21 protein-coding genes are annotated in these 21,343 nt (G+C 62.6%); 6 read left to right on the forward strand and 15 right to left on the reverse strand.

The features are described 5' to 3' along the window. Positions 1-22: 22 nt before the first annotated feature. The 10 genes from K0F86_RS20415 to K0F86_RS20460 all read right to left on the reverse strand — a co-directional run bounded on the left by K0F86_RS20415 (position 23) and on the right by K0F86_RS20460 (position 7,046). A complete protein-coding gene (locus K0F86_RS20415) occupies positions 23-610 on the reverse strand; it encodes a prepilin peptidase (RefSeq protein ID WP_219136051.1) in 588 nt (195 codons plus the stop codon). Further along, positions 607-1,665 carry a phosphatase PAP2 family protein gene (locus tag K0F86_RS20420; RefSeq protein WP_219136052.1) on the reverse strand — a complete coding sequence of 353 codons (1,059 nt, stop codon included), beginning with the start codon at positions 1,663-1,665 and terminating at the stop codon, positions 607-609. The genes K0F86_RS20415 and K0F86_RS20420 overlap by 4 nt, the downstream gene beginning before the upstream one ends. Then, a complete protein-coding gene (locus K0F86_RS20425; RefSeq protein WP_219136053.1) occupies positions 1,662-1,835 on the reverse strand; it encodes a Flp family type IVb pilin in 174 nt (57 codons plus the stop codon). The genes K0F86_RS20420 and K0F86_RS20425 overlap by 4 nt, the downstream gene beginning before the upstream one ends. Before the next feature lie 68 nt (positions 1,836-1,903). Continuing rightward, complete coding sequence (locus tag K0F86_RS20430; protein WP_096237373.1) at positions 1,904-2,074, reverse strand: Flp family type IVb pilin; 171 nt, start codon at positions 2,072-2,074, stop codon at positions 1,904-1,906. An 80-nt stretch (positions 2,075-2,154) separates the two neighbouring features. Beyond that, a complete protein-coding gene (locus K0F86_RS20435) occupies positions 2,155-2,301 on the reverse strand; it encodes a hypothetical protein (protein ID WP_157751248.1) in 147 nt (48 codons plus the stop codon). A 243-nt stretch (positions 2,302-2,544) separates the two neighbouring features. Next, the gene (locus K0F86_RS20440; RefSeq protein ID WP_306823214.1) at positions 2,545-3,261 is read right to left on the reverse strand and encodes a response regulator transcription factor; all 717 of its coding nucleotides are present in this window, start codon (positions 3,259-3,261) and stop codon (positions 2,545-2,547) included. Beyond that, entirely contained in the window at positions 3,258-4,925 is a 1,668-nt protein-coding gene (locus tag K0F86_RS20445; protein WP_219136054.1) for a sensor histidine kinase, read from the reverse strand. Before K0F86_RS20445 ends, K0F86_RS20440 begins: the two co-directional genes overlap by 4 nt. A 146-nt stretch (positions 4,926-5,071) precedes the next feature. Continuing rightward, complete coding sequence (locus K0F86_RS20450; RefSeq protein ID WP_219136055.1) at positions 5,072-6,043, reverse strand: sensor domain-containing diguanylate cyclase; 972 nt, start codon at positions 6,041-6,043, stop codon at positions 5,072-5,074. Between the two features lie 5 nt (positions 6,044-6,048). Further along, the gene (locus K0F86_RS20455) at positions 6,049-6,675 is read right to left on the reverse strand and encodes a chemotaxis protein CheC (protein WP_219136056.1); all 627 of its coding nucleotides are present in this window, start codon (positions 6,673-6,675) and stop codon (positions 6,049-6,051) included. Positions 6,676-6,677: 2 nt separating this feature from the next. Continuing rightward, entirely contained in the window at positions 6,678-7,046 is a 369-nt protein-coding gene (locus K0F86_RS20460) for a response regulator (RefSeq protein WP_219136057.1), read from the reverse strand. 206 nt (positions 7,047-7,252) lie between these two features. Here K0F86_RS20460 and rpiA point away from each other — a divergent pair, with 206 nt between their 5' ends. Then, entirely contained in the window at positions 7,253-7,930 is a 678-nt protein-coding gene (gene rpiA, locus K0F86_RS20465) for a ribose-5-phosphate isomerase RpiA (protein WP_219136058.1), read from the forward strand. A gap of 36 nt (positions 7,931-7,966) precedes the next feature. Here rpiA and K0F86_RS20470 read toward each other — a convergent pair whose 3' ends face one another. Next, positions 7,967-8,746, reverse strand: a complete 780-nt coding sequence (locus K0F86_RS20470; RefSeq protein ID WP_306823216.1) for a DUF6622 family protein — start codon at positions 8,744-8,746, stop codon at positions 7,967-7,969. Beyond that, positions 8,665-8,937 (reverse strand): oxidative damage protection protein, encoded by a 273-nt coding sequence (locus tag K0F86_RS20475; RefSeq protein WP_034750797.1) that lies wholly within the window; start codon positions 8,935-8,937, stop codon positions 8,665-8,667. The genes K0F86_RS20470 and K0F86_RS20475 overlap by 82 nt, the downstream gene beginning before the upstream one ends. A gap of 219 nt (positions 8,938-9,156) precedes the next feature. On the opposite strand from K0F86_RS20475, the gene kdsA reads away from it, so the two are divergent. Beyond that, on the forward strand, positions 9,157-10,002 hold the full coding sequence (gene kdsA / locus K0F86_RS20480; protein ID WP_219136060.1) for a 3-deoxy-8-phosphooctulonate synthase: 846 nt from the start codon (positions 9,157-9,159) through the stop codon (positions 10,000-10,002). Between the two features lie 48 nt (positions 10,003-10,050). Here kdsA and argA read toward each other — a convergent pair whose 3' ends face one another. Beyond that, positions 10,051-11,361, reverse strand: coding sequence for an amino-acid N-acetyltransferase (argA, locus tag K0F86_RS20485; protein WP_046685875.1), 1,311 nt, complete (start codon positions 11,359-11,361; stop codon positions 10,051-10,053). Positions 11,362-11,418: 57 nt separating this feature from the next. Between argA and hrpA the strand changes: the two genes are divergently transcribed. Further along, complete coding sequence (hrpA, locus tag K0F86_RS20490) at positions 11,419-15,597, forward strand: ATP-dependent RNA helicase HrpA (protein ID WP_219136061.1); 4,179 nt, start codon at positions 11,419-11,421, stop codon at positions 15,595-15,597. Between the two features lie 109 nt (positions 15,598-15,706). On the opposite strand, the gene K0F86_RS20495 is transcribed toward hrpA, so the two are convergent. Next, positions 15,707-16,270 (reverse strand): PRC-barrel domain-containing protein, encoded by a 564-nt coding sequence (locus K0F86_RS20495; RefSeq protein WP_219136062.1) that lies wholly within the window; start codon positions 16,268-16,270, stop codon positions 15,707-15,709. Between the two features lie 185 nt (positions 16,271-16,455). On the opposite strand from K0F86_RS20495, the gene K0F86_RS20500 reads away from it, so the two are divergent. After that, positions 16,456-17,697: a PHB depolymerase family esterase gene (locus K0F86_RS20500; RefSeq protein ID WP_306823215.1), complete on the forward strand. Its 1,242-nt coding sequence runs from the start codon at positions 16,456-16,458 to the stop codon at positions 17,695-17,697. Here the strand turns inward: K0F86_RS20500 and K0F86_RS20505 are convergent. Next, positions 17,694-17,924, reverse strand: a complete 231-nt coding sequence (locus K0F86_RS20505; protein WP_219136063.1) for a hypothetical protein — start codon at positions 17,922-17,924, stop codon at positions 17,694-17,696. The two genes, K0F86_RS20500 and K0F86_RS20505, sit on opposite strands and share 4 nt — an antisense overlap. A 53-nt stretch (positions 17,925-17,977) precedes the next feature. On the opposite strand from K0F86_RS20505, the gene K0F86_RS20510 reads away from it, so the two are divergent. Then, positions 17,978-19,192 carry an MFS transporter gene (locus K0F86_RS20510; protein ID WP_219136064.1) on the forward strand — a complete coding sequence of 405 codons (1,215 nt, stop codon included), beginning with the start codon at positions 17,978-17,980 and terminating at the stop codon, positions 19,190-19,192. A gap of 83 nt (positions 19,193-19,275) precedes the next feature. Then, on the forward strand, positions 19,276-21,309 hold the full coding sequence (locus tag K0F86_RS20515) for a GNAT family N-acetyltransferase (RefSeq protein ID WP_219136065.1): 2,034 nt from the start codon (positions 19,276-19,278) through the stop codon (positions 21,307-21,309). Positions 21,310-21,343 lie beyond the last annotated feature (34 nt).

Here is a 21,343-nt window from a genome sequence, read left to right on the forward strand (position 1 = left end):
TGCGGTCATGGAGTTGCGCTGTTCAGCGCAAGCTCCACAGGTGGTTGTACGTCAGGAAAATTTGCAGGGCCGTGCCGCTGGCGATGGCAAACGCGTAGGCTAGCTTGCCGGTGACGGCAGGCGGCTCGGCCACGGTAGCGGGGCCGCCCGCGAGGCTTTGCAGCAGCGTGCCGAGCAGCATGTGATAGGCGTTTTTCAGCACCTGGCGCAAACGGCGTCCCAGCAGGGCGGCGGCGATGGCCAGCACGCCGCCAGCGAGCAAGGTCAGCAGCACCGCTTCGAGCACGGCAAGCGGCCCCAGGAAGGCGCCGCACATGGCCATCAGCTTGACGTCGCCGGCGCCCAGGGCGCGCAGCAGATACATGGGCAGCAGCAGGGCCAGTCCGGCAGCGGCGCCGGCCAGCGACTGCGGCAGGCCCAGGCCGCCAAACGGCTGCTGGAACAGGCCGGCGCCGGCCGGCAGCATGCTGTTCAGGAGCACGCCGCCTACCGTGCCCCACAGCACCAGGCGATTCGGGATGCGCCGCGTGCGCAGGTCATGCCACAGGGCAGCCCCCAGCAGGCCGGCCAGCAAGGCCAGGCACAGCAGCGAGGTCAGGGCGGCATTCATGACAGCAGCCCTCCCTTGCTCATGCATGGTGCCGCGGCGCCCACCGTGCTGACGCAGACGCCGCCGGCACGCAGCATGCGGCCCACCACATGCCAGACCAGCGCCGCGCCGGCCGCACCGACATAACCGTCGAGCGCATAGTGCCAGCCCAGGTGCACGGAGCCGAGCATGATGAACATGGCGAAAACGCTGAGGGCGATGCCGGCGGCGCGACTGACACGCCAGCCCAGCAGGGCCATCAGCACGGCGGTGGCGACATGCATGCTGGGCATGGCCGAGATGCCCAGTTCGCTGGAAGCACCCCTGCTCTGGTAGTCTTGCCACAGCATGTCTTGCACCGACAAGGCCCAGATGGGGAAGTGCTGGTTGGCTTCGTGCAGATAGGCCATCAACGGGGCGTAAGGGTCGCTGCCGTGCAAATGACCGTAGTAGCAGGGGCCGACGGAGGAAAACAGCAAGGCCGCGACGCTGCCCAGGATGATCCAGGAAAGCACAAAACTGAGCAGGAATTGCATGCGCAGCAGCGGGCGGCGCATGTCTTGCGCCAGCCAGTAGATCGTGGCATAGAACAGGAAGAACCACAGGTGGTAGCTGACGTTCAGCAGGCCCGTTATCCATGGATAGCCCAGCAGCGGTTGCAGCCATGCCCATGGCGCGGTGCCGCCATGCAGGGCGATATCCCAGGCGGACAGGCGGCTGTCCCAGGTGTAGGGGTGCAAGCGGGGAATGGCCGCTTTGAAGGCGGTGAAACTGGCGGCAAAGATGGGAATGAGCAGCAACACGGGCAGGGTGTGCAGCAGGCGTTCCCTGCTCAGGTAGCGGCGCAGCACGTGGTAGAGATAATGGCACAGGCGATCTGGGCGCAGCGCGAGCATCACATACAGGCTGTAGCCACATAGCGCAAACACGGCGCACAGCAGCGAAATGAGGAGAAAGCCGGAAAGTATCGGCACGCTGTCGCGCAGCGTGGAGAGGCTGCCAAGGAGTAATGTGACCGCGGCGGCATAGCCAAGCACGATCAGGTACAGGGGGCGATGGCTGTGCAGGGCGTTCATGATAGCGCCAGGATGATCTGGTCCTTGATATGGCCGTACATGAGCAGCACCTGGTCGCCGACCAGGCTGATGCTGGCCACCACTGCCACTGCCAGCAGACTGGCCAGCAGCGCGTATTCGATCGCGGTGACGGCTGAATCTTCATGCAGGCAGGAGAACAGGCGTTTCATGGCGTACCTCGGAAACTGGATAATGGCCAATAACCGGGCCGCACAGGGCCAGCCCGGCTTGTGGTCTGTTACGCGGCGGGAACCAGGGCAGTAGCGACCTTGTTGAAGATGATGTTCAGGTTCGTGCCGATGAGCTTGACGGCAACAATGATCACGACGGCGATCAAGGCGGCGATCAGGCCATATTCAATGGCGGTCACGCCATCTTCTTCGCGGATAAAGTTTTTGATGAGGTTCATGACAACTCCTGGTGGTTGAAGAACTACGGTGGATGAAACGGCATTGCTGTCTTGCAGGGGTATTTCCGCGAAACGCTGCCTTACGGGCTTACTCCCAGTGCCAGCAGCCCGATGATGCAGATCACGGCCAGCAGTGCGGCGACCAGGGCATAGCGGTAGAAGGCGGCCTTTTCCTTGCCCTGCAAGTAGGCGGATAGTGATGCAGGAAGAAACTTGGCTAGGCGCATGCCGTGCTCCGTATCGTGGTGGACCGTGGCGTGTGATGTGCACCCCGGTAACACCAATATAGAAGTGGGCAGCTTGATCTACATCAGAAGAACCTCCCTTTCCGGCCGGGAGGATATGCTCGATTTTTTCGGGACAATTGTCATGGCTGGGCTTGGCACGCGCAGGCGCAGGCCGAACGCATGCCTGGCGCTACGCCGGCAAAGCGGGCGCCCTGTGAGGAGGTGCGGCTGCGGAAACGGGAATCAGCTGGCGGGCGGCAATTCGCCCAGCTGGTGCTTGCTGGCGTAGGCGTACAGTTCCAGGCGGTTGTACACGCCCAGCTTGCGGTAGATCGACGTCAGGTGGTTGCGCAAGGTGTGTTCCGAGATGCACAGCTGGTCCGCCAGCAGCTTGGCTGGCGTGCCGCTGCCGTGCACCAGCGCGGCGATAATCTTGCGTTCCTTGAGGGTCAGGCTGGCCACGGCGATGGCGTGCGCCGATGCGCCGCCCGGCTGCGTCAGCTGGGTCATCATGCGCCCCAGCATGGCTTGCTCCAGCCACAGTTCGCCGTGGTAGACCTTTTCGATGGCCTTGAGCACCATCTCGGCCGGCGCATCCTTGCTGATGACCCCGCGCGCGCCTTTGAGGATGGCCTGGTCCAGCGTGGCCTGGTCGTGGCTGGCCGTCAGCACCAGCACGCGCGTGCTGACGCACTGCGCCAGCGCGGGCAGGATGGCCAGCGAGCTGACGCCGCCCAGGTCCAGGTCCAGCACGATGACATCGGGTTGCAGCGCCAGCGCCTGTGCCAGCGCTGCTGCGCTGTCGGACGCCGTGGCGACCACGCGCATGCCCGAGTGTTCGCCGCCGATCAGCCGCTCCAGGCCCCACAGCATGGTCTTGTGGTCGTCGACCAGCATGACGCGGATGCTGGTGTGGGTGTGGACGTTGGGCAGGTGCTGGCGTTCATTCATGTCGGTCATATCGGGATCTCGATCTGCACGGAAGTATGGCCCAGGCGGCTGTGGGTGACGCGGGCGCTGCCACCGAGGGCGGCGGCGCGCTCGGCCAGCGAGTCGGGCAGGAAATCGGGCACGTGCGCGGCGGCGCATTCATTGTCGATGCTGATGTGCAGCGCGCCCTGCACGCAGGTCAGCTTGACGGCGCCGTGGCGCGCCGAGGTATGCTTGCGGATATTGCTCATGCCCTCATTGACGATCTGGAACACCTCGGCCGCCAGGCGGTCGTTGATATGCAGGTCGCCCTCGATATGCAGGGTGATGTCGATGCCATAGAATTCGTGAATTTGTGCCGCCTGACGCCGTAGCGCCACCAGCAATTCCGGCTCGCTTTGCACCTGGCCGTTCTTGAAGGTGCGCGCGTAGCTGCGCAGGTCGGCGATCACCTGACCCGACATGAGGATCAGTTTTTCCAGTTCGGGCAGCAGCGGATTGCCCGGCGTGGCTTCATTGCGCAGGGCGGCCAGGCCGTGGCGCAAGCCGATATACGGCTGCACGGCCGTGTCATGCAGATCGCGCGCGATCTTTTCGCGCTCGCGCGAGGCCGCCTGCGATGCAAGGCGGTCGAGCAGATCGATGTTTTCAATGACGGGAAACGCCTGCGCGCCGATATGGCTGAGGAAAAGGGCGTCGGTCTTGCTCATGCTGGTGGCGGAGACGATCAAGATGTGGCCCTTGCCATTGCGCAAGGGCAGTGGCGCGCTGATGAAGGCGTGCGCTTCGAGCAGTTCGGCCAGGCGGGCGCCTGCCGCGTCGTCATGCCGCAGCCAGCGCCCGCTGTGGGAATCGAGCATGCGCGCGCCGCCGGTCCACGGCAGCCAGGAGCTGACGGGCTGGTTGTACAGCGCGATTTTATCGTGCGCGAAAGCGAGCAGGGGACTGGCCGCGTCGTCGCTGAGGAGCGAGCTGGTGTGCACGACGCCCGTTGCCGTATGCAGTACGCTGCGCAGCGACCAGACGCGTGTGCCCTTGTCCTGCATGACCAGCAGGCAACTGCTGCCGTTAAAATAACTGCGGGTTTTTTCCAGCACCGAGCTAATGGTCTGGTCGACGCCGAAGCGCGGATTGGACAGCTGGCTGACATCGCGCAGCAGCGCCAGGTGGCTGCGCTGCGTGATGGCCGAGCCGCCCCAGTAGGCGATCATGTAGCCGAGCGCCAGCAGGAAGGTGGCGCGCAGCAGCAGGCGCGACAGTTCCGCATCCGTTTCGCCGAACAGGGCGGTGGCGGCGAACAGGCCGGCCGAGGCCAGGGTGATGCGCGCGCCTTCCTCGAAGCCCCGCTGGAACGACGAGGTCAGGATGGCAAAGAAAAAAAACAGGAAAAACAGGTTGTTGTGGTTGCTGCTGGAGAATACGATCAGTGCATACCAGGCCACGTCCAGCCAGTACAGCAGTATATCTTCCGGCAAACTCAGGCCCAGCACGGCCAGCACATACAGCAGCAGGCTGTGCAGGGTATACGCGGAAAAGATCAGCCAGGTGATCTTGCTCAGCTTGCCGGCGCTTTCGGGGTCGATGAACAGGGTCAGCAAGGTAGCGCTCGACAGCAGCAGGCGCATGCCATTCACCATGGTCGTATCCATGCCAGCACCCGGCAAGCCGGATTTGAAGGGAGGATCGAGATTCACAAGCGCTCCTGGCCGTATCCCGCATGGGCAGGCCAGGCGCATGGATAGATACCAAAGATAAATTCTTGTTGTTGCTGCAATTAGTTACGAGTCTACGCACACGCCGTAAAGATGTCTACTGGAATCCTTTACCGGCGTTGCATTTTCTACAATGGTTGTAGCATCACACGGTTGCGCCCGGCGCCCTTGGCCAGGTACAGGGCGCGGTCGGCGGCGCCGATCAGGGCGGAGATGGCCAGTTGCTGCTGCGGGTGCTGCGTGGCGATGCCGATGCTGACCGTGATGTGCTTGACCTCATTGCCCGTCTTGGCATGCGCAATGCGCAGCCCGGCCGCCCGTTCGCGCAGCGCCTCGGCCATGCGCAGCGCCTGCGCGGCGTCCGTGTCGGGCAAGATGGCGGCAAATTCCTCGCCGCCATAGCGTGCCAGCAGGTCGGTGGGGCGCTGCAGCATGGCGGCCAGTTCGGCTGCTACGCGGATCAGGCAGTCGTCGCCCTGCTGGTGCCCGTAATGGTCGTTGTAATCCTTGAAATGGTCAATATCGATCATCAGCAGCGACAGGGGGCTGCCCGTGCGCATGGCGCGCCGCATTTCCTTCTCGATCGCCACGTCGAAGTGGCGGCGGTTGGCAATGCCCGTCAAGCCGTCGGAAAACGTTTGCGAGCGCAAGACCATGGTCTGTTCGCGCAGCAGCTTTTCGCGACCCACGGCGATGGTGACATCATTGATCTGGATCAGGCAGTGGCGCGGCGAACCGGGTAGATTGATCGGCGTGACGGCGATCGCCTGCTGCATGCGTTCCTGGCCTTCCGCCGTGCCAGCGGCCACGCCATGTGTGTACAGGGCAAATGGCGCCTTGTGCAGGGTTTGCGACAACAGCGACTGGAAATTGTCGCGCAGGGCCTGGGTGATGGCTGAATCGATGCGCTTGTGCCGCAGTTCCGGATAGACGGCGAAGAAGTCCTGCCCCAGCACGGCGTCGGCCCGGCATGCCGAGTGGCGCGCCATCCAGTGGTTCCACAGCACGATGCGGTGCTGCTCGTCGAGCACGATGGCGCCCAGGTTGACGGCACCGAGTATGCTTTCGAGCAAGGCGAGTCGGTGTAAGGCATCCGGCATGATCGTCACGCCTGTCCCAAGACCTTGGCCAGATAGTGGCTGACCTGCTGTTTCAGGTCGTGCAAGGCGGACAGGTCGAGCACGAAGGCGACATAGCCGTGGATCTGGTGCTTGGACAGCACGAAGTCGATATGCAGCATCAGCACGACGGCTTCGTCATCGCGGCCGCCGAACGAGGACAGGATTTCCGCGCTGGTGCCCACGTGGTACAGGGGCAGCGAACCATGCAGTTCGCTGTCGAACAGATTGGCCAGGGTGCCCACGCAGGAGTTGAGGATGATGTTGCCGATTTCGCTCATCGCCTCCTGTTCCATCTCCGTCAGTTCCTGCAGCGGCATGGCATCGCCCACCATCAGGCGCACGATTTCCAGGCTCTTGTCTTCCGGGAACATCAGGATGGCTTCGGTGGCGAAGGCGCCATCGTAATGCTGGCTGACGCCGCAGATGCGTTCGCCATCCCTCTTGCTACCCAGCAGGGCGGCCGCGTCGGCACGGTTCAGGAACGTGATCGACGGCACCGACATGGTGACTTCTTCATTGACGATCTCGCTCATCGCGGCGGCGGCATGGCCCACCCCGATGTTGAATATCTCTACCAGGGCATCGTTTTCGAGTTCGGAGAGATTGATCATGCTCACAGTCCCAGTGATTCGATCAGCTGATGGATGCGCGTTTCCGTGATCGGTTTTTCCATGAAGCCGACGCCGAGCTCGCTGGCGCGGTTGCGGATGGCGTTTTGCACATTCGCCGTGACGAGAATGATGTGCGTTTGCGGACACAGCACGCGCAATTGTTCCGCTGCCGCCACGCCGCCCATGCCGGGCATGTTGACATCCAGTAATATCAGGACAGGGTTGACTGTCTTGACTTTTTCCAGGGCTTCTTCACCCGTCGCCGCCTCAATCACTTGCCAGTCGGCATGTTTGCTGAGGATGAACTGATGCGACATCAAACGTGAAACCCGGCTGTCATCGACAACAAGTACCTGTTTACTGTGATTCATGTGCTATTCCTGAAACGTCATATCGGTCGATCATTTCATTTTCGCATATTTTAAAGGCCATAGAGAGTAATTGAACGGGGAATTGCCCTATGGCAAGGTTTTCCCGCTTAGCTGTTGTATCTCATGGCATGGTCGGTCACCATGGCCGGCTGGCCGGGCTGGCAATCCGTTAAAATAGCGTCATTCCCCACTTTAGCCTGAATGTCATGACCCAAGACGAATTGAAGCAAGCCGTAGCCCGCGCCGCCATTAACTATGTAGTCGATGGTGAAATCATCGGTGTCGGTACCGGCTCCACAGCTAACTTTTTCATCGATGAACTGGCCAAGATCAAGCACCGCATCAAGGGCACGGTCGCGTCGTCCGAAGCGACGGCCGCGCGCCTGGCAGGCCATGGCATTGCCGTCTTCGACCTCAACGACGTCGAGTCGATCGCCGTCTACATCGACGGCGCCGATGAAATCACGGCCAGCGGCGCCATGATCAAGGGCGGCGGCGCGGCATTGACGCGTGAAAAGATTGTTGCTTCCGTAGCGAAACAATTTGTCTGTATCGCGGACGGCTCCAAGCTGGTCGAGACCCTGGGCGCCTTCCCGCTGCCGGTGGAAGTGGTGCCGATGGCGCGCGCCGCCGTCTCGCGCCAGCTGGCCGCGCTGGGCGGCACGCCCCGCTTGCGCCTGAAAGCGGGCAGCACCGAAGCATTCATCACCGACAACGGCGGCGAAATCATCGACGTGCTGGGCTTGCAGATCGCCGACCCCGTGGCGCTGGAACAGCAGATCAACCAGATCGTCGGCGTCATCGCCGTCGGCCTGTTCGCCGTGCGCGGCGCGAATGTTTGCCTGCTGGGCATGCCGGAAGGCGTGCGTACGCTGGCCTACTAAGGTGATAGCCGGCGTTCGCCGGCGTTGGCACCTGTCTTACACGGCGGCCCCTTGCGGGCCGCTTGTCATATGCGCCTGGCGGTACACGCTCACGGTGCGCAGCAAGCCCCCGAGGAAGATGCCGCTGAAGCCACCGTAGGCGAGGCAGACGGGCACGCTGAAGCCGGTCGCATGGGCATAGGCCGGCACGATGGCCAGGGTCACGGCGACCGCATATTTCATGCAAAAAATGCTCATCATCAGGATCAACGGCACCCAGCTGCCGGGGCGCTGCACGCTGGCCCGCTCGGGTATGGCGACGATCTTGCGCGCATCGACCAGCGTCCAGGCCAGCGCCGCGCCGGCCACGGCGCCCGCCACCCAGGCGAATGGCGCGCTGCCGGCCAGGCCGAAGCTGCCGTACACGCCGCTCAGCGACAGGGCCAGCATGACCAGGGGGATGATGCACAGCTTGCGCAAGGTCACTTCGCGCGCGCGGCTGGCCAGCACGCCCCGGTAGACGAGGAAGCCCAGGATGGCCCAGACGTAGAGGGGAGTGTGGCTGAAGATGTGCTGCAACATGGTGTCCGCCTTGGTGTGAGGTTGTCGATGGACGTACTGTGCCAGCCGGCGGCATGGGCGGCGAGCGGAGTGCGACGAAACGGGGAGGCGGTGCCGTGAAACGGCGGGGCAGGGCGTGAAACGCAGGTGAAACTGCCCGTGGCGCGGCGGCCACGGGCGGGAATGCTTGACACTTACTCGGTAGGGGGCACGTAACCCATGGCCGCATCGGCGCCATCGCCGAAGAAATGCTTTTCCATTTGCGTGGCCAGGTATTTGCGGGCGCGCGCGTCGGCCAGGTTCAAACGGTTTTCATTGACCAGCATGGTCTGGTGCTTGAGCCAGGCGGCCCACGCTTCTTTCGATACCGATTCGTAAATCTTCTTGCCCAGTTCGCCCGGGTACGGTGGGAAATCCAGTCCTTCGGCTTCCTTGTTGAGTTTGATGCAGTGGATCGTGCGGGCCATCTGTGCTCCTGAATCAGTGTAGAGATAAAGCGTGATTATAAGGTACTTTGCGCCTGCCCTCGCGGGGCCGTCGCGGCCTGGCCACGCGCCGTTTGCCGCGCCCTTGCGCTGGATCAAATTTGATCTGCGCCGCCCTAGCTAGTAAGATGCCTTATCGCGCCAGCCGCTGGCTGCGCCTCGTCCAAGCAAGTAGTAGCAATTAACCAATATGGAATCCCTATGACCTCAGTGAAAGTCCATGGCATCGACGTCAGCAATACAGGCAGCTTCGTGCTGTTTGGCGGCATCAACGTACTCGAATCGCGCGATCTTGCCATGCGCGCCTGCGAAGAATATGTGCGCGTGACGCAAAAACTGGGCATTCCCTATGTGTTCAAGGCCAGTTTCGACAAGGCCAACCGTTCATCGATCCACTCCTACCGTGGCCCGGGCCTGGAAGAAGGCATGCGCATCTTCCAGGATGTGAAGGCGGCGTTCGGCGTGCCCGTGATTACCGACGTGCATGAGCCATGGCAGGCGCAGCAGGTGGCCGAAGTGGTCGACGTGCTGCAATTGCCCGCCTTCCTGGCGCGCCAGACGGACCTCGTCGTGGCCCTGGCGAAAACGGGTAAAGTCATCAATATCAAGAAGCCGCAATTTTTGAGCCCTGGCCAGATGGCCAATATCGTCGAAAAATTCAAGGAAGCGGGCAACGACCAGTTGATCCTGTGCGACCGCGGCACGTGCCTGGGCTACGATAACCTGGTGGTCGACATGCTGGGCTTTGGCGTCATGAAAAAGACCTGCGACGATCTGCCCATCATCTTCGACGTCACGCACGCGCTGCAGCAACGCGACCCCGGCGGCGCCGCTTCGGGCGGGCGCCGCCAGCAAGTGGCGGACCTGGCCCGCGCCGGCCTGGCCGTCGGCATCGCCGGCCTGTTCCTGGAAGCCCATCCTGACCCGGACAACGCCCGCTGCGACGGCCCCAGCGCCTTGCCGCTGGACCAGCTGGAACCATTCCTGGCGCAATTGAAGGCGCTCGACGACCTGGTGAAATCGTTCGCCCCGCTGAATATCAGGTAATGATATTTCAGTAAAGAAAAAGCCCGGCATGCCGGGCTTTTTCACGTGTTACAGGGTTTTAATTAATACTTGGGATTTGCGCTGCCAGTTATACATATGCTGGCGGTCCTTCGGCAAATCGTCGACGGTGGCGGGCACGAAACCGCGTTTCTTGAACCAGTGCGAGGTGCGCGTGGTCAGCACGAACAGCTTGTTCAGGCCGGCCGCACGCGCGCGGTTTTCCATGTGTTTCAGGATGCGTTCGCCGTCGCCCTGGGCTTGCACTTCCGGGTTGACCGTCAAGCAGGCCATTTCCGCCATCTTCTGTGCGGGGAACGGGTACAGGGCGGCGCAGCCGAAGATCACGCCATCATGCTCGATGACCGAGAAATAATCGATTTCGCGTTCGATCAGCTCGCGGCCCCGCTTCACCAAAGTGCCGTCCGCTTCCAGCGGTTCGATCAGTTTGATGATGCCGCCCACGTCTTCGATGGTGGCCTGGCGCAGGCTTTCCAGGTTTTCATGGCTGATCATGGTGCCCACGCCATCATGGGTAAACAATTCCAGCAAGGCGGAACCGTCCATCGAGAACGGCACGATGTGCGAGCGCTCGACGCCGTTGTGGCATGCCTTGACGCAATGTTTCAGGTAGAACGCCGTGGCGTCGGGCAAGAAACCGGCCATCAGCACGGCTTCGGCCTGGTGCGACGACAGTTCGCGGATTTCCACGCCGGTGGCGTCTTCCATCATCGGCGTTTCGGTAATAAAGATCAGTTTGTCCGCGTGCAGGGCGATGGCGGCGCTGCAAGCCACGTCTTCCATGGTCAGGTTGAACGCTTCGCCCGTGGGCGAGAAGCCCAGCGGCGAGAGCAGCACCAGGCCGTCCGAACCGAGGATGGAATGGATGGTTTCGGCGTCGACCTTGCGCGTGATGCCCGTCAATTCCAGGTCCACGCCATCGATCACGCCCAGCGGGCGCGCCGTGATGAAGTTGCCTGAAATGATACGGATGGCCGCATGCGACATCGGCGTGTTCGGCAAGCCCTGGCTGAACGCGGCCTCGATATCGAGGCGCAGCTCGCCGGCGGCTTCCTTGGCGCATTCCAGCGCGGCGATATCGGTGATGCGCACGCCGTTGTGGAAGCGGCCTTCGACGTTGCGCAAGGCCAGTTGTTCCGCCACTTGCGGCCGCGAGCCGTAGACAACGGTGACATTGATGTCCAGCGCATGCAGCAGGGACAAATCATGGGCCAGCACCTGCAGCGCCCCGGCGCTGACGAGTTCACCGGGGAAGGCGACCACGAAGGTCTTGCCGCGAAAGGCGTGGATGTAGGGTGCGACTGAGCGCAGCCATTGGACGAATTGGGTAGGGTTTTCCATTAAGCGCATTATAATTCGCTGCGCGATGTGCGCGCTTAAAATACCTGTAAAAAAACAATGTCTTCAGCCAGCAATAAGTCTTCCCCTCCTTCCACCGTTGCAAATGTGCCCGCCAGCGCGGATATTGCCACGCCTGCCGCCGCGCCTGCGCAGGGCCGCCAGCGTCCGCCCGTGAGCCAGCAAAGGCAGCAGCCGCCGGGCGCGGAGCAGCCGAAAGTACAACAGCGGCAGCAACAGCAGCAGCGCGCCCCGCGCGAGGGGCAGGAAAGCCGCGAAAGCCGTGATGCCGCCCGCGCCGCGCGCGAGGCGGAAAAGGCCTTCCGCAATCCGCTGCCACCGATTACCTATCCGGAAGACTTGCCCGTCTCGGGCCGGCGCGCGGAAATCGCCAAGGCCCTGATGGAAAATCAGGTGATCATCGTCTCGGGCGAGACGGGGTCCGGCAAGACGACGCAGTTGCCGAAGATTTGCCTGGAACTGGGGCGTGGCCAGAAGGGCATGATCGGCCACACGCAGCCGCGACGTATCGCCGCTTCCTCGACGGCCAAGCGCATCGCGCAGGAGCTGGGCACGCCCTTGGGCGAAACCGTGGGTTTCAAGGTGCGCTTTACCGACACCCTGAGCCGTGGCGCCTCCGTCAAGCTGATGACGGACGGTATTCTGCTGGCCGAGACGCAGACCGACCCGTTGTTGAAAAATTACGACACCATCATCATCGATGAAGCGCATGAACGCAGTCTGAACATCGACTTCCTGCTCGGTTATTTAAAGCAGCTGCTGCCGCGCCGGCCCGATTTGAAAATCATCATCACCTCGGCCACCATCGATGCGGAGCGCTTTTCGCGCCATTTCGGCACAGCAGGAAAACCCGCGCCCGTGATCGAAGTGTCGGGCCGTCTGTACCAGGTGGAAGTGCGCTACCGCCCCGTGGAACGGGAGCAGGTGGCCATGCCGGGTGCCGCGAACGCTGACAAACCAGGCCAGCGCACGGCCGCCGCGCGCGAAAAGCGCGACTTGATGGATGCCGTCGTCGATGGCGTGGAAGAGTTGTGCCGCATCGGCTCGGGCGACGTGCTGGTGTTCTTGCCCGGTGAGCGCGAAATCCGCGACTGCGCCGAAGCGCTGCGCAAGCACCATCCGCCGCACGTGGAAATTTTGCCCCTGTTCGCCCGCCTGTCGGCCGAAGAGCAGGAGCGGGTCTTCAAGACCAGCAATGCGCGCCGCATCGTGCTGGCCACCAACGTGGCGGAAACCTCGCTGACGGTGCCCGGCATCCGCTACGTGGTCGACGCGGGCCTGGCGCGCGTGAAACGCTACAGCTACCGCAATAAAGTGGAGCAGCTGCAGGTCGAGCCGATCGCCCAGTCGGCCGCCAACCAGCGCGCCGGCCGTTGCGGTCGCGTGGCCGATGGCGTCTGCATCCGTTTGTACGAGGAGCAGGATTATCTGCTGCGGCCGAAGTTCACGGAGCCGGAAATCCTGCGCTCCTCGCTGGCCGCCGTCATCCTGCGCATGAAGTCGCTGCACCTGACGGACGTGGAAACCTTCCCCTTCATCGAGCCGCCGCTGGCGCGCGCGGTGGCCGATGGCTACCAGCTGCTGCAGGAGCTGGGCGCCGTCGATGAGGTGAACCAGCTCACGCCGCTGGGCAACAAGCTGGCCAAGCTGCCGCTGGACCCCCGCGTGGGCCGCATGATCCTCGCCGCGCTCGATAACGCGTGTCTGACGGAAGTGCTGATCGTCGCCGCGGCCCTGTCCGTGCAAGACCCGCGCGACCGCCCGATGGAGCACCAGCAGGCGGCCGACGAGGCGCACAAGAAGTTTGCCGATGAAAAGTCGGAATTCCTCAGCTATTTAAAAATCTGGCGCTGGTTCGAGTCCGCCATCGAGCACAAGAAAACCAACCGCCAGTTGCAGGATAATTGCCGCACGAATTTCCTGTCGCAGATGCGCTTGCGCGAATGGCGCGACGTGCACTCGCAGCTGCTGACCATCGTCAAGGAGCAGGGCTGGCGATTGAATGAGGCACCGGCCACCTACGACAACCTGCACATGGCCTTGCTGACCGGCTTGCTGGGCAATATCGGTTTCAAGGGCGAGGACGAGCCGGGCGCGGGCTACCTGGGTGCGCGTGGCATCAAGTTCCACATCTGGCCCGGTTCCTCGCTGCTGAAAAAGCCGGGCAAGTGGATCATGGCGGCCGAGCTGGTCGACACCACGCGGCTGTACGCGCGCTGCGTGGCGCAGATCCAGCCTGAATGGCTGGAAAAAGTCGGCGAGCACCTGCTGAAGAAATCGTGGGGCGAGCCGCGCTGGGAAAAACGTTCGGCGCAAGTGACGGCCTCCGAACGGGCGACTTTATATGGGCTGGTGGTGTACAGCCAGCGCCGCATCAATTACGGCAATTTCAACTTGCCGGAAGCGCGAGAGATTTTCATCCGCGATGCCCTCGTCGGCGGCGACTTCGACACGCGCGCGCCATTCTTTGCGCACAACCACAAACTGATCAAGGACATTGAAAACCTCGAACACAAGTCGCGCCGCCTGGACGTGCTGGTCGACGATGAATTGATCGCCGCCTTCTACGACAAGCTGCTGCCGGCGGACGTGTGCAATGGCGCCGGTTTCGAAAAATGGCACAAGGAAGCCACGCGCGAGAACCCGAAGCTGCTGTATCTGAACCGCGAAGAGCTGATGCGCCACGAGGCGGCCGGCGTGACCACCGACTTGTTCCCGAAAACCATGTCCGTGACGGGCCTGGAAATGGGCTTGACGTATCACTTCGAGCCGGGCAGCGTGCGCGATGGCGTGACCTTGAGCGTGCCGCTGTATGCCTTGAACCAGTTGCCGCGCGAGCGCTGCGAATGGCTGGTGCCGGGCATGCTGAAGGAAAAAGTGCATCTGCTATTAAAATCCTTGCCGCAAAAGCTGCGCCGCCATTGCGTGCCGCTGCCCGACTATGCGGCGAAATTCTGCGAGCGCGTGCATGAAGCGGGCGTGTTCGGCCGCGGTGATTTGATCGACGCCATCATTCTCGATATCCGCACGCAGATCACGATCAACGTGCTGACGACGGACTTCAAGCCGGAAACCCTGCCTGCCCATCACTTCATGAATTTCAAGGTGATCGACGAGCACGGCCGCCAGCTGGACATGGGCCGCAACCTGGCCACCCTGCAGGCGGAATTCGGCGGCCAGGCGCGCCAGAGTTTCCAGAAGCTGGCCGAAGTGTCGGGCGTGTCGGGCACGGGCACGCCCGGTGCGAAGGTGGCGGGCGCGCAAGTGGCGTCGCGGCTGCAGGCACAGAGCGCCACAGTCGCGGCAGGCAAGGGCGCAGCTACTGCCACTGCGGCCGCGCCGGCATCAAGCAATGCCACCGTCTCGCAGCACATGGGCTTGACGGCCTGGACCTTTGGCGAATTGCCGGAATTGCTCGAAATCGTGCAGGGCAAGCTGACCCTGATCGGCTTCCCCGCGCTGGTCGACAAGGGCACGCATTGCGACCTGGAAGTGTTTGACGACCCGACCGTGGCCGCGCGCACGCACAAGGTCGGTTTGCGCCGCTTGTTCGCGCTGCAAATGAAGGAGCAGATCAAGTACGTCGAGAAAAGCATCCCTGGCCTGCAACAGATGGGTATGCAGTTCATGGCCCTCGGTTCGCAGGAAGAGCTGCGCGAGCAAATCATCAACAAGGCGCTCGACATCGCTTGTCTGCAAGATCCGCTGCCGCTGGATGCCGCCTCGTTCGCCAAGCGCCAGGCGGAAGGCAAGTCGCGCCTGGTCTTGCTGGTCAATGAAATCGCCCGCCTGCTGTCGCAAGTACTGACGGAATTCCACGGCTTGCCGAAGCGGCTACAAAATATTCCCGCAGCGGCGGCGGCCGATATCCAGTCGCAGTTGCAGGGTCTCGTGCATAAACGCTTCTTGACGGAAAACGAGTACACGCAGCTGGCGCACTTCCCCCGTTATTTGAAGGCGATCAATGTGCGCCTGGAAAAACTGCGCGCCGACCCCGCGCGCGACACCAAGTTGATGGCCGAATGGCAATCGGCGGCTACACCCTACCTGCGCCAAGCCAAGGACCGCCAGGCCGGCAAGAACACGGACCCGAAACTGGTCGAGTTCCGCTGGATGCTGGAAGAGCTGCGCGTGTCGTTGTTTGCGCAGGAATTGCGCACGCCGATGCCTGTTTCTGCCAAGCGCTTGCAGAAGGTATGGGAATCGATGCAGCGGTAGGTCGGATTAGCGGGGCGAAGCCACGCGTAATCCGACGCCATCGTTGGCGCGACCGATGGTGCGGTGTCGCTGGTGGTGTCGGATTACGCGGCTGCGCCGCTAATCCGACCTACTCATCATCGCTGAGCGATGAGCGCGAGCCGCCCTGGTTGCTGCCCGTGCCGGCGCGGCTGCCGCTCATGGAGGTGCCGGACATGCTGCCTTCGCTGTCTGATTGCAGGCTGGCGCCGCCGCGCAGGTCGCTGCCCGATGGCATGCGGTTGCCCGCCATGCTGCCATAGCGCGTGCCGCTGCCATAGAACGCTTCCATCTGCTGGTTCCAGGCGTCGCTGCCCATGTCGGGCCAGTTGTTCTTGTCGAAGCCGGGTGCGTCTTTCAGCTGGTTTTTTTCCACATTCAGCAGGAAGCGCTTGTTGACGGGGTCCAGGGTCAGGCGTTCCCAGGGCACGGCAAATAGCTTGTCGCCCATGCCCAGGATGCCGCCGAAGGACAGCACGGCATAGGCGATTTGCCCCGTGCGCATGTCGAGCATGATTTCCTTGATGTCGCCCAGTTCCTCGTCGTTGTGATTGTAGACATCGTCGCCGAGCAGGGTGTCGGCCCCCATCAGGGCCGGCCCCGGGCCGTCGTGGTTGCGGTACATGCCCAGGATGTCGCGGTCCAGATAGCTCATGGTGTTTTCTCCTCTGGTGAAATGCTGATCGAACACCTAGCGTAAGCATACGCCCAAGGTCACGCTTGATCTGCCTCAATGGTGCCGGGGGCACTTTTATCGGTGCGCAAACGCACGGTGTTGTCAGCCAATTGCGGTACTCTATGCGTTCTACGGAGGAGGCCGCACATGCTGACGATGCAACGATGCAGAGGGATGAACTTGCGGTACGCTCCACCACGACACGCGCGCCGCTCGCCATGGTGAAGCCCGCCACCAAGTGGCTGCGCGGGTTATTGCGCGCCGGTAAGGCGCAGCAGCGCACGGCGACCAAGCTGGCCAAGGTGCTGTTCGGGCCCGTGCCCGCCAAGCCCAGGGCCCGCAAGGCCGTGGCCAAGACCGCGAAGGCGAGTCCCAAGCCGCGCGCCAGGCCCGCCAGCGATGCCGTGCCCGCGCTGGCGCCGTTTGCCACGCCCCTGTCGCCCCCGCGCGTGCGCAAGCGAACGGCGCCCCCGCCGGGCAAGTGGCTGGCCGCCCACTATGCGCCATTGCCGGAACTGGGACAGTTACCGGGCCGGCGCCTGCCGTATTTCCTGTACCTGCCCGAGAAGGCGCCGAGCGCCGCCATGCGCAGCCGGGGCCGGCCGCTGCTGGTGATGCTGCACGGCTGCGAACAGAGCGCCACGCAGTTTGCCGAAGGCACGCGCATGAACCGCCTGGCCGAACGCAAGGGCTATGCCGTGCTGTATCCGCAGCAATCGTTGCGTTCGCATGCGCGCCGCTGCTGGAAGTGGTATGACAAGCTGACGCAGGAGGGCGGCGGCGACGTGCGCCTGATCGTCGGCGCCATCGAGCAAGTGGCGGCCCGCTACGCGATCGACCGCACGCGCATCTATATCTGCGGCATTTCCGCCGGCGCCGGCATGGCGCATATCGTGGCCCTGAACCATCCCCATCTGTTTGCCGCGCTGGGCCTGCACTCGGGGCCCGTGTTTGGCGCCGGGCATAACCTGATCGGCGCGCTGGGCGTGATGCAGCATGGCGCTGCCGCCCGTGCCGACGCAGCCATCGATGAAGTGCTGGCGCGCCAGCCCGCGTTTCCCCGCCTGCCGACCATCCTGCTGCAAGGGCTGGCCGACAAGGTGGTGCGGCCCATCAACCAGACGCAGCTGGTGCGCCAGAGCGTGCGCGTGAACCGCATGCCAGCCGATACGCTGGTGACGGCGCAGCGCCTGCCGGGCGGGGCGGCGGGCGGACGCAATCCGGCCCATGCGTATGCGCTGCACGATTATCAGGTGGGCCAGGAGGTGCTGCTGCGCGTGGCGCAGGTCGAGCACCTTGAACACGCGTGGAGCGGCGGCGACGCCAGCCTGCCGTTCAACGACAAGGCCAAGCCCGACGCCAGCAAGATGCTGCTCGATTTCTTCGCCAGCCACCGCCGCCGCTAAGCCAGCCTGCCGCGCGCCGCAACGGCGCGGCAGGCACTGGTACGCATGGCTCTTCTTTTTTTCCGCATGGCGGCGCTCTTTTCAGCCCGGCGCCATTGCTGCAGCGCCGTGTATTTGGCGCAATTGGTATTGTTGCGGTATTTAAAAATCACAAAATCAAGCGATAAAAACCCTAACTGGTATACAATTGGTACACGTTTCAGTGTGATCCGTATCCGCCGTTCCATGCCCCGACGGCAGATACGCACTGACGGCAGCCACCCACGTTACGGAACGCGCCATGTCCATCCAGTCCAGGCAGTTGTTGTGGTTTTTTGCATTTTTTCTCGTTTTTGAGTTGAATATCTATCTGTCGAACGACATGATCATGCCGGCCATGCTGGGCATCGTCGACGAATTCAAGGCGGAGGCAAAATTCGTCCCCCTGTCCCTGAGCCTGTATCTGCTGGGCGGCAGTTCGCTGCAGATTTTCCTCGGGCCCCTGGCCGACACGATCGGCAAGCGCAAGCTGGTGCTGACTGGTAATACCTTGTTCTTGCTGGCCACCTTGGCCGTGCCGTTTGCGACTTCCATCGAGCAATTTCTCGCCGTGCGCTTCATCCAGGGCATGGGCTGCTGCTTCATCTTCGTCGGCTATGCCATGATCCATGAACTGTTCGACGACATGGCGGCTGTCAAGCTCAGCAGTATTCTGTCGAGCACCACCATCCTTGCGCCCCTGGCCGGTCCCATCCTCGGCAGCGCCATCATCAGCCGGCTGGACTGGCGCTACGTGTTTTTTCTCTCCGGCCTGCTGGCGCTGCTGTCCCTGCTGGGCCTGTTCAAGAGCATGCCGCGCACGGCGCCGACACAGCCGCGCCTGGATGGCCGCGCCATCGTGCGCAGCTATGCCGCCATTTTCAGCAATGGGCGCTTCATGTTCGGCATGTTCACGGCCGGGCTGGCCACCGTGCCCCTGACGGCCTGGATCGGTTTTTCGCCGATCTTCGTGCTGCAGGAAATGGGCGCCTCCTACGCCACGTATATCGCGCTGCAATGCGTGATTTTGTCGGGCTTTGTGCTAAGCAGCATCGCCATCCAGCGCCTGCGCCAGGATTTCCCCCTCGTCCATCTGCTGCGCCTGGGCGGGCTGATCGCGGCGGCCGGCATGCTGGGCGCCGGCGCGGGCCGCCATCACGTCGATGTGTTTGCCGCTTGCATGTTTGTCTATTCCATCGGCTTCGGCCTGTTCAACGGCGCCTTGCTCCGCAGCGCGATCACGGCCAGCAAGGAGTCGATGACATTGACGACGGCCGCCATGAGCTTGCTGTATTGCATTTATCTTTCCGCCTGGCTGCAGCTGTACAACGTGCTGTGCCAGCGCTTCGGCTATGCGCTGGAAACGTATGCGCTGCTCAATATCCCCGTCATCGTGGTCATCGCCGCCTGCCTGCTGCTGTTTACGCGGGGCATGGCGGGACGCCGGGAAAGCGAGGTGCGGCTGGCCCGGCATTGATGGCGCCACGCTGCGCATGTTCCCGCCCCTGTTTTACCTCCTGCGACGTTGATTGACACTTTCCTGTGGAAAATGGTGCGCCCATGAAAATAGATGACCTGGCCTCAAAACACGATCAAGCAAAGATTTTCAGCCTGGAATACGAGTTCCGCATCCACCGGCTGAAACTCGATTACATCACCCTGGCCGATGTTGGGCCGGCCGGCAGCGACCAGGAACAACTGGCCGCGCAGCACCAGGCGGGCGTCGCGGCCCTGCGCAGCTTTGTCGCCGGCAATTTTACGTATTTCAATGCGGCAAGCTGTTCCTCGCTCAGCTGCATCCCCACGCGCGCGCTGGGCGACGATGAGCGCTACCTGCACCGCATCTGGATGGGCGGGCCGCTGCCGGCCATCGCCTGTGAAGCGATTCAGCAGTGGGGCGCGGCGCTGGACGAGGTGCGGCACAACGGCGGCGCGCCGTATGTCTCCATCCTGTGGGTGTGGGATGTGCAGCAGTTGCGCCATGACGCGCGCTTCAGCCCCACGGGCGGCGCCGGGCGCTACACGATAGGCCGCTATGCCATCGGCGGCACGACCTTGCACATCAACTCGCTGCGCGCGCTGGCGCTGGACTTTGCGCCGGCCCGCTTCGACATCCTCGATACCCTGCATGCGCAGCGCTACTTCGCCACCTTGTCCGATTATTTCCGCATTCTCATCATGTGCGAATATGGCGGCATGTATATGGATGTCGATACGATCCCGCATAATCCGGCGACGATTTTCCTGATGAAGCCGGAAGTGCCCGACTACTTCCAGCGCAACGCTGATGACAGTGAAGAACGCCGGCATGTCAGCTGGATGAATCTGTTTCTCGATGAAACGGGCATGCTGATCGCCAAGAAGAACGATGCCGCGCTGCGTGTGATCCAGCGCAATGTGAACCTCGCGTATGCGGGTATCGATGGGGAAATTCCCCATTCCTGCCCGCAATTCGAAGCGCAACTGTTCGGCCAGTTCTATGCCGAATGGAAGAAAAACCTGGGCGTGACCGTGCTCAGTCATGCGGAGTTCTACCAGCGCTATGGCGTGCTGTATGACGGCGCGCGTGAAGCGGTGGTGGGCGGCATCCGCGGCATGCGCTTGCTGGACGATATCATTACCGAGATGCACATCCCCTTGAGCGACGAGGAGCGGCGCGCGTATGCGCGCTGCGTGGCGCGGCTAGCCGACATCGGCTGGCAGCTCGACGATCCTTTGCGCCTGCCCGACATCGTCGACGTGTTCGACATCGAGGAAGTGCCGCGCATGGCGTATGCGGCCCAGCTGCGGGCGGACATCGACCATTTTCACTATTACTCGGTGCTGTCGGACGACCCGCTATTGGACCGTGTGAATGACGTTTTTTGCCGCTACCTGCTGGCCCACCGTTCGCAGCATATCGCCGCTGGCGCTTTCTGGCGCCCCACCGTGGGCCGCCACGGCAGCCGCATGCCGGCCATCGGCGATGCCGCTCCGTCCTGCGACGAGGCGCAGGCGGGCCTGCTGTCGCATGCGCCGCTCAAGCTGGTGGCGGGTGAACTGCTGGACGACGAGACGAAGAACCGCATGGCCAAATTGCTGTTTGCCACCAGTTACCTGGAATACTGTTCTTTTGGAAATAAACTCAATCTGCAATTCGTCGAATTGCAGCGGCGGCAGAATATCGACCCGTATCTGGCGCACATCCACGGCTTGCATGACGAGGATGACCGCTTCATCGGCTTTTTCACGGCCGCGACGATGGACGAGTTCCAGGCCTGCGGCGCCGTCTCGTATTACCGCGACGACATGAAGGCGCTCGACGATGCGTATGACGGCTTCGTGCTCGCGCACGCGCGCGCCGACGACTGTTTCGTCAGCAGCCTGGCCATCGACGAGAAATACCGGGGCCAGGGCTTGTTCAGGCAAATGTTCCATGAAATCCGCGACCTGGCCGGCCGCAAGGGCTGCGCGCGCATCACCTTGACGGTATGGGAAAAGAGCGAAGCGCTGCAGGTGTATCTGCACAAGGGTTTTCGCAGCGTGGGCACGTTCGACTATGCCTACAGCCTGTTTTATGACCGGCTGCACTTCCTCGTGTACGAAGGGGATTAAAGCGGCGGCCAGGGTGGCCGCCGCATTGCGGTGA

This window comes from Janthinobacterium sp. UMAB-60 (assembly GCF_900095235.1).
GTDB lineage: Bacteria > Pseudomonadota > Gammaproteobacteria > Burkholderiales > Burkholderiaceae_D > Janthinobacterium.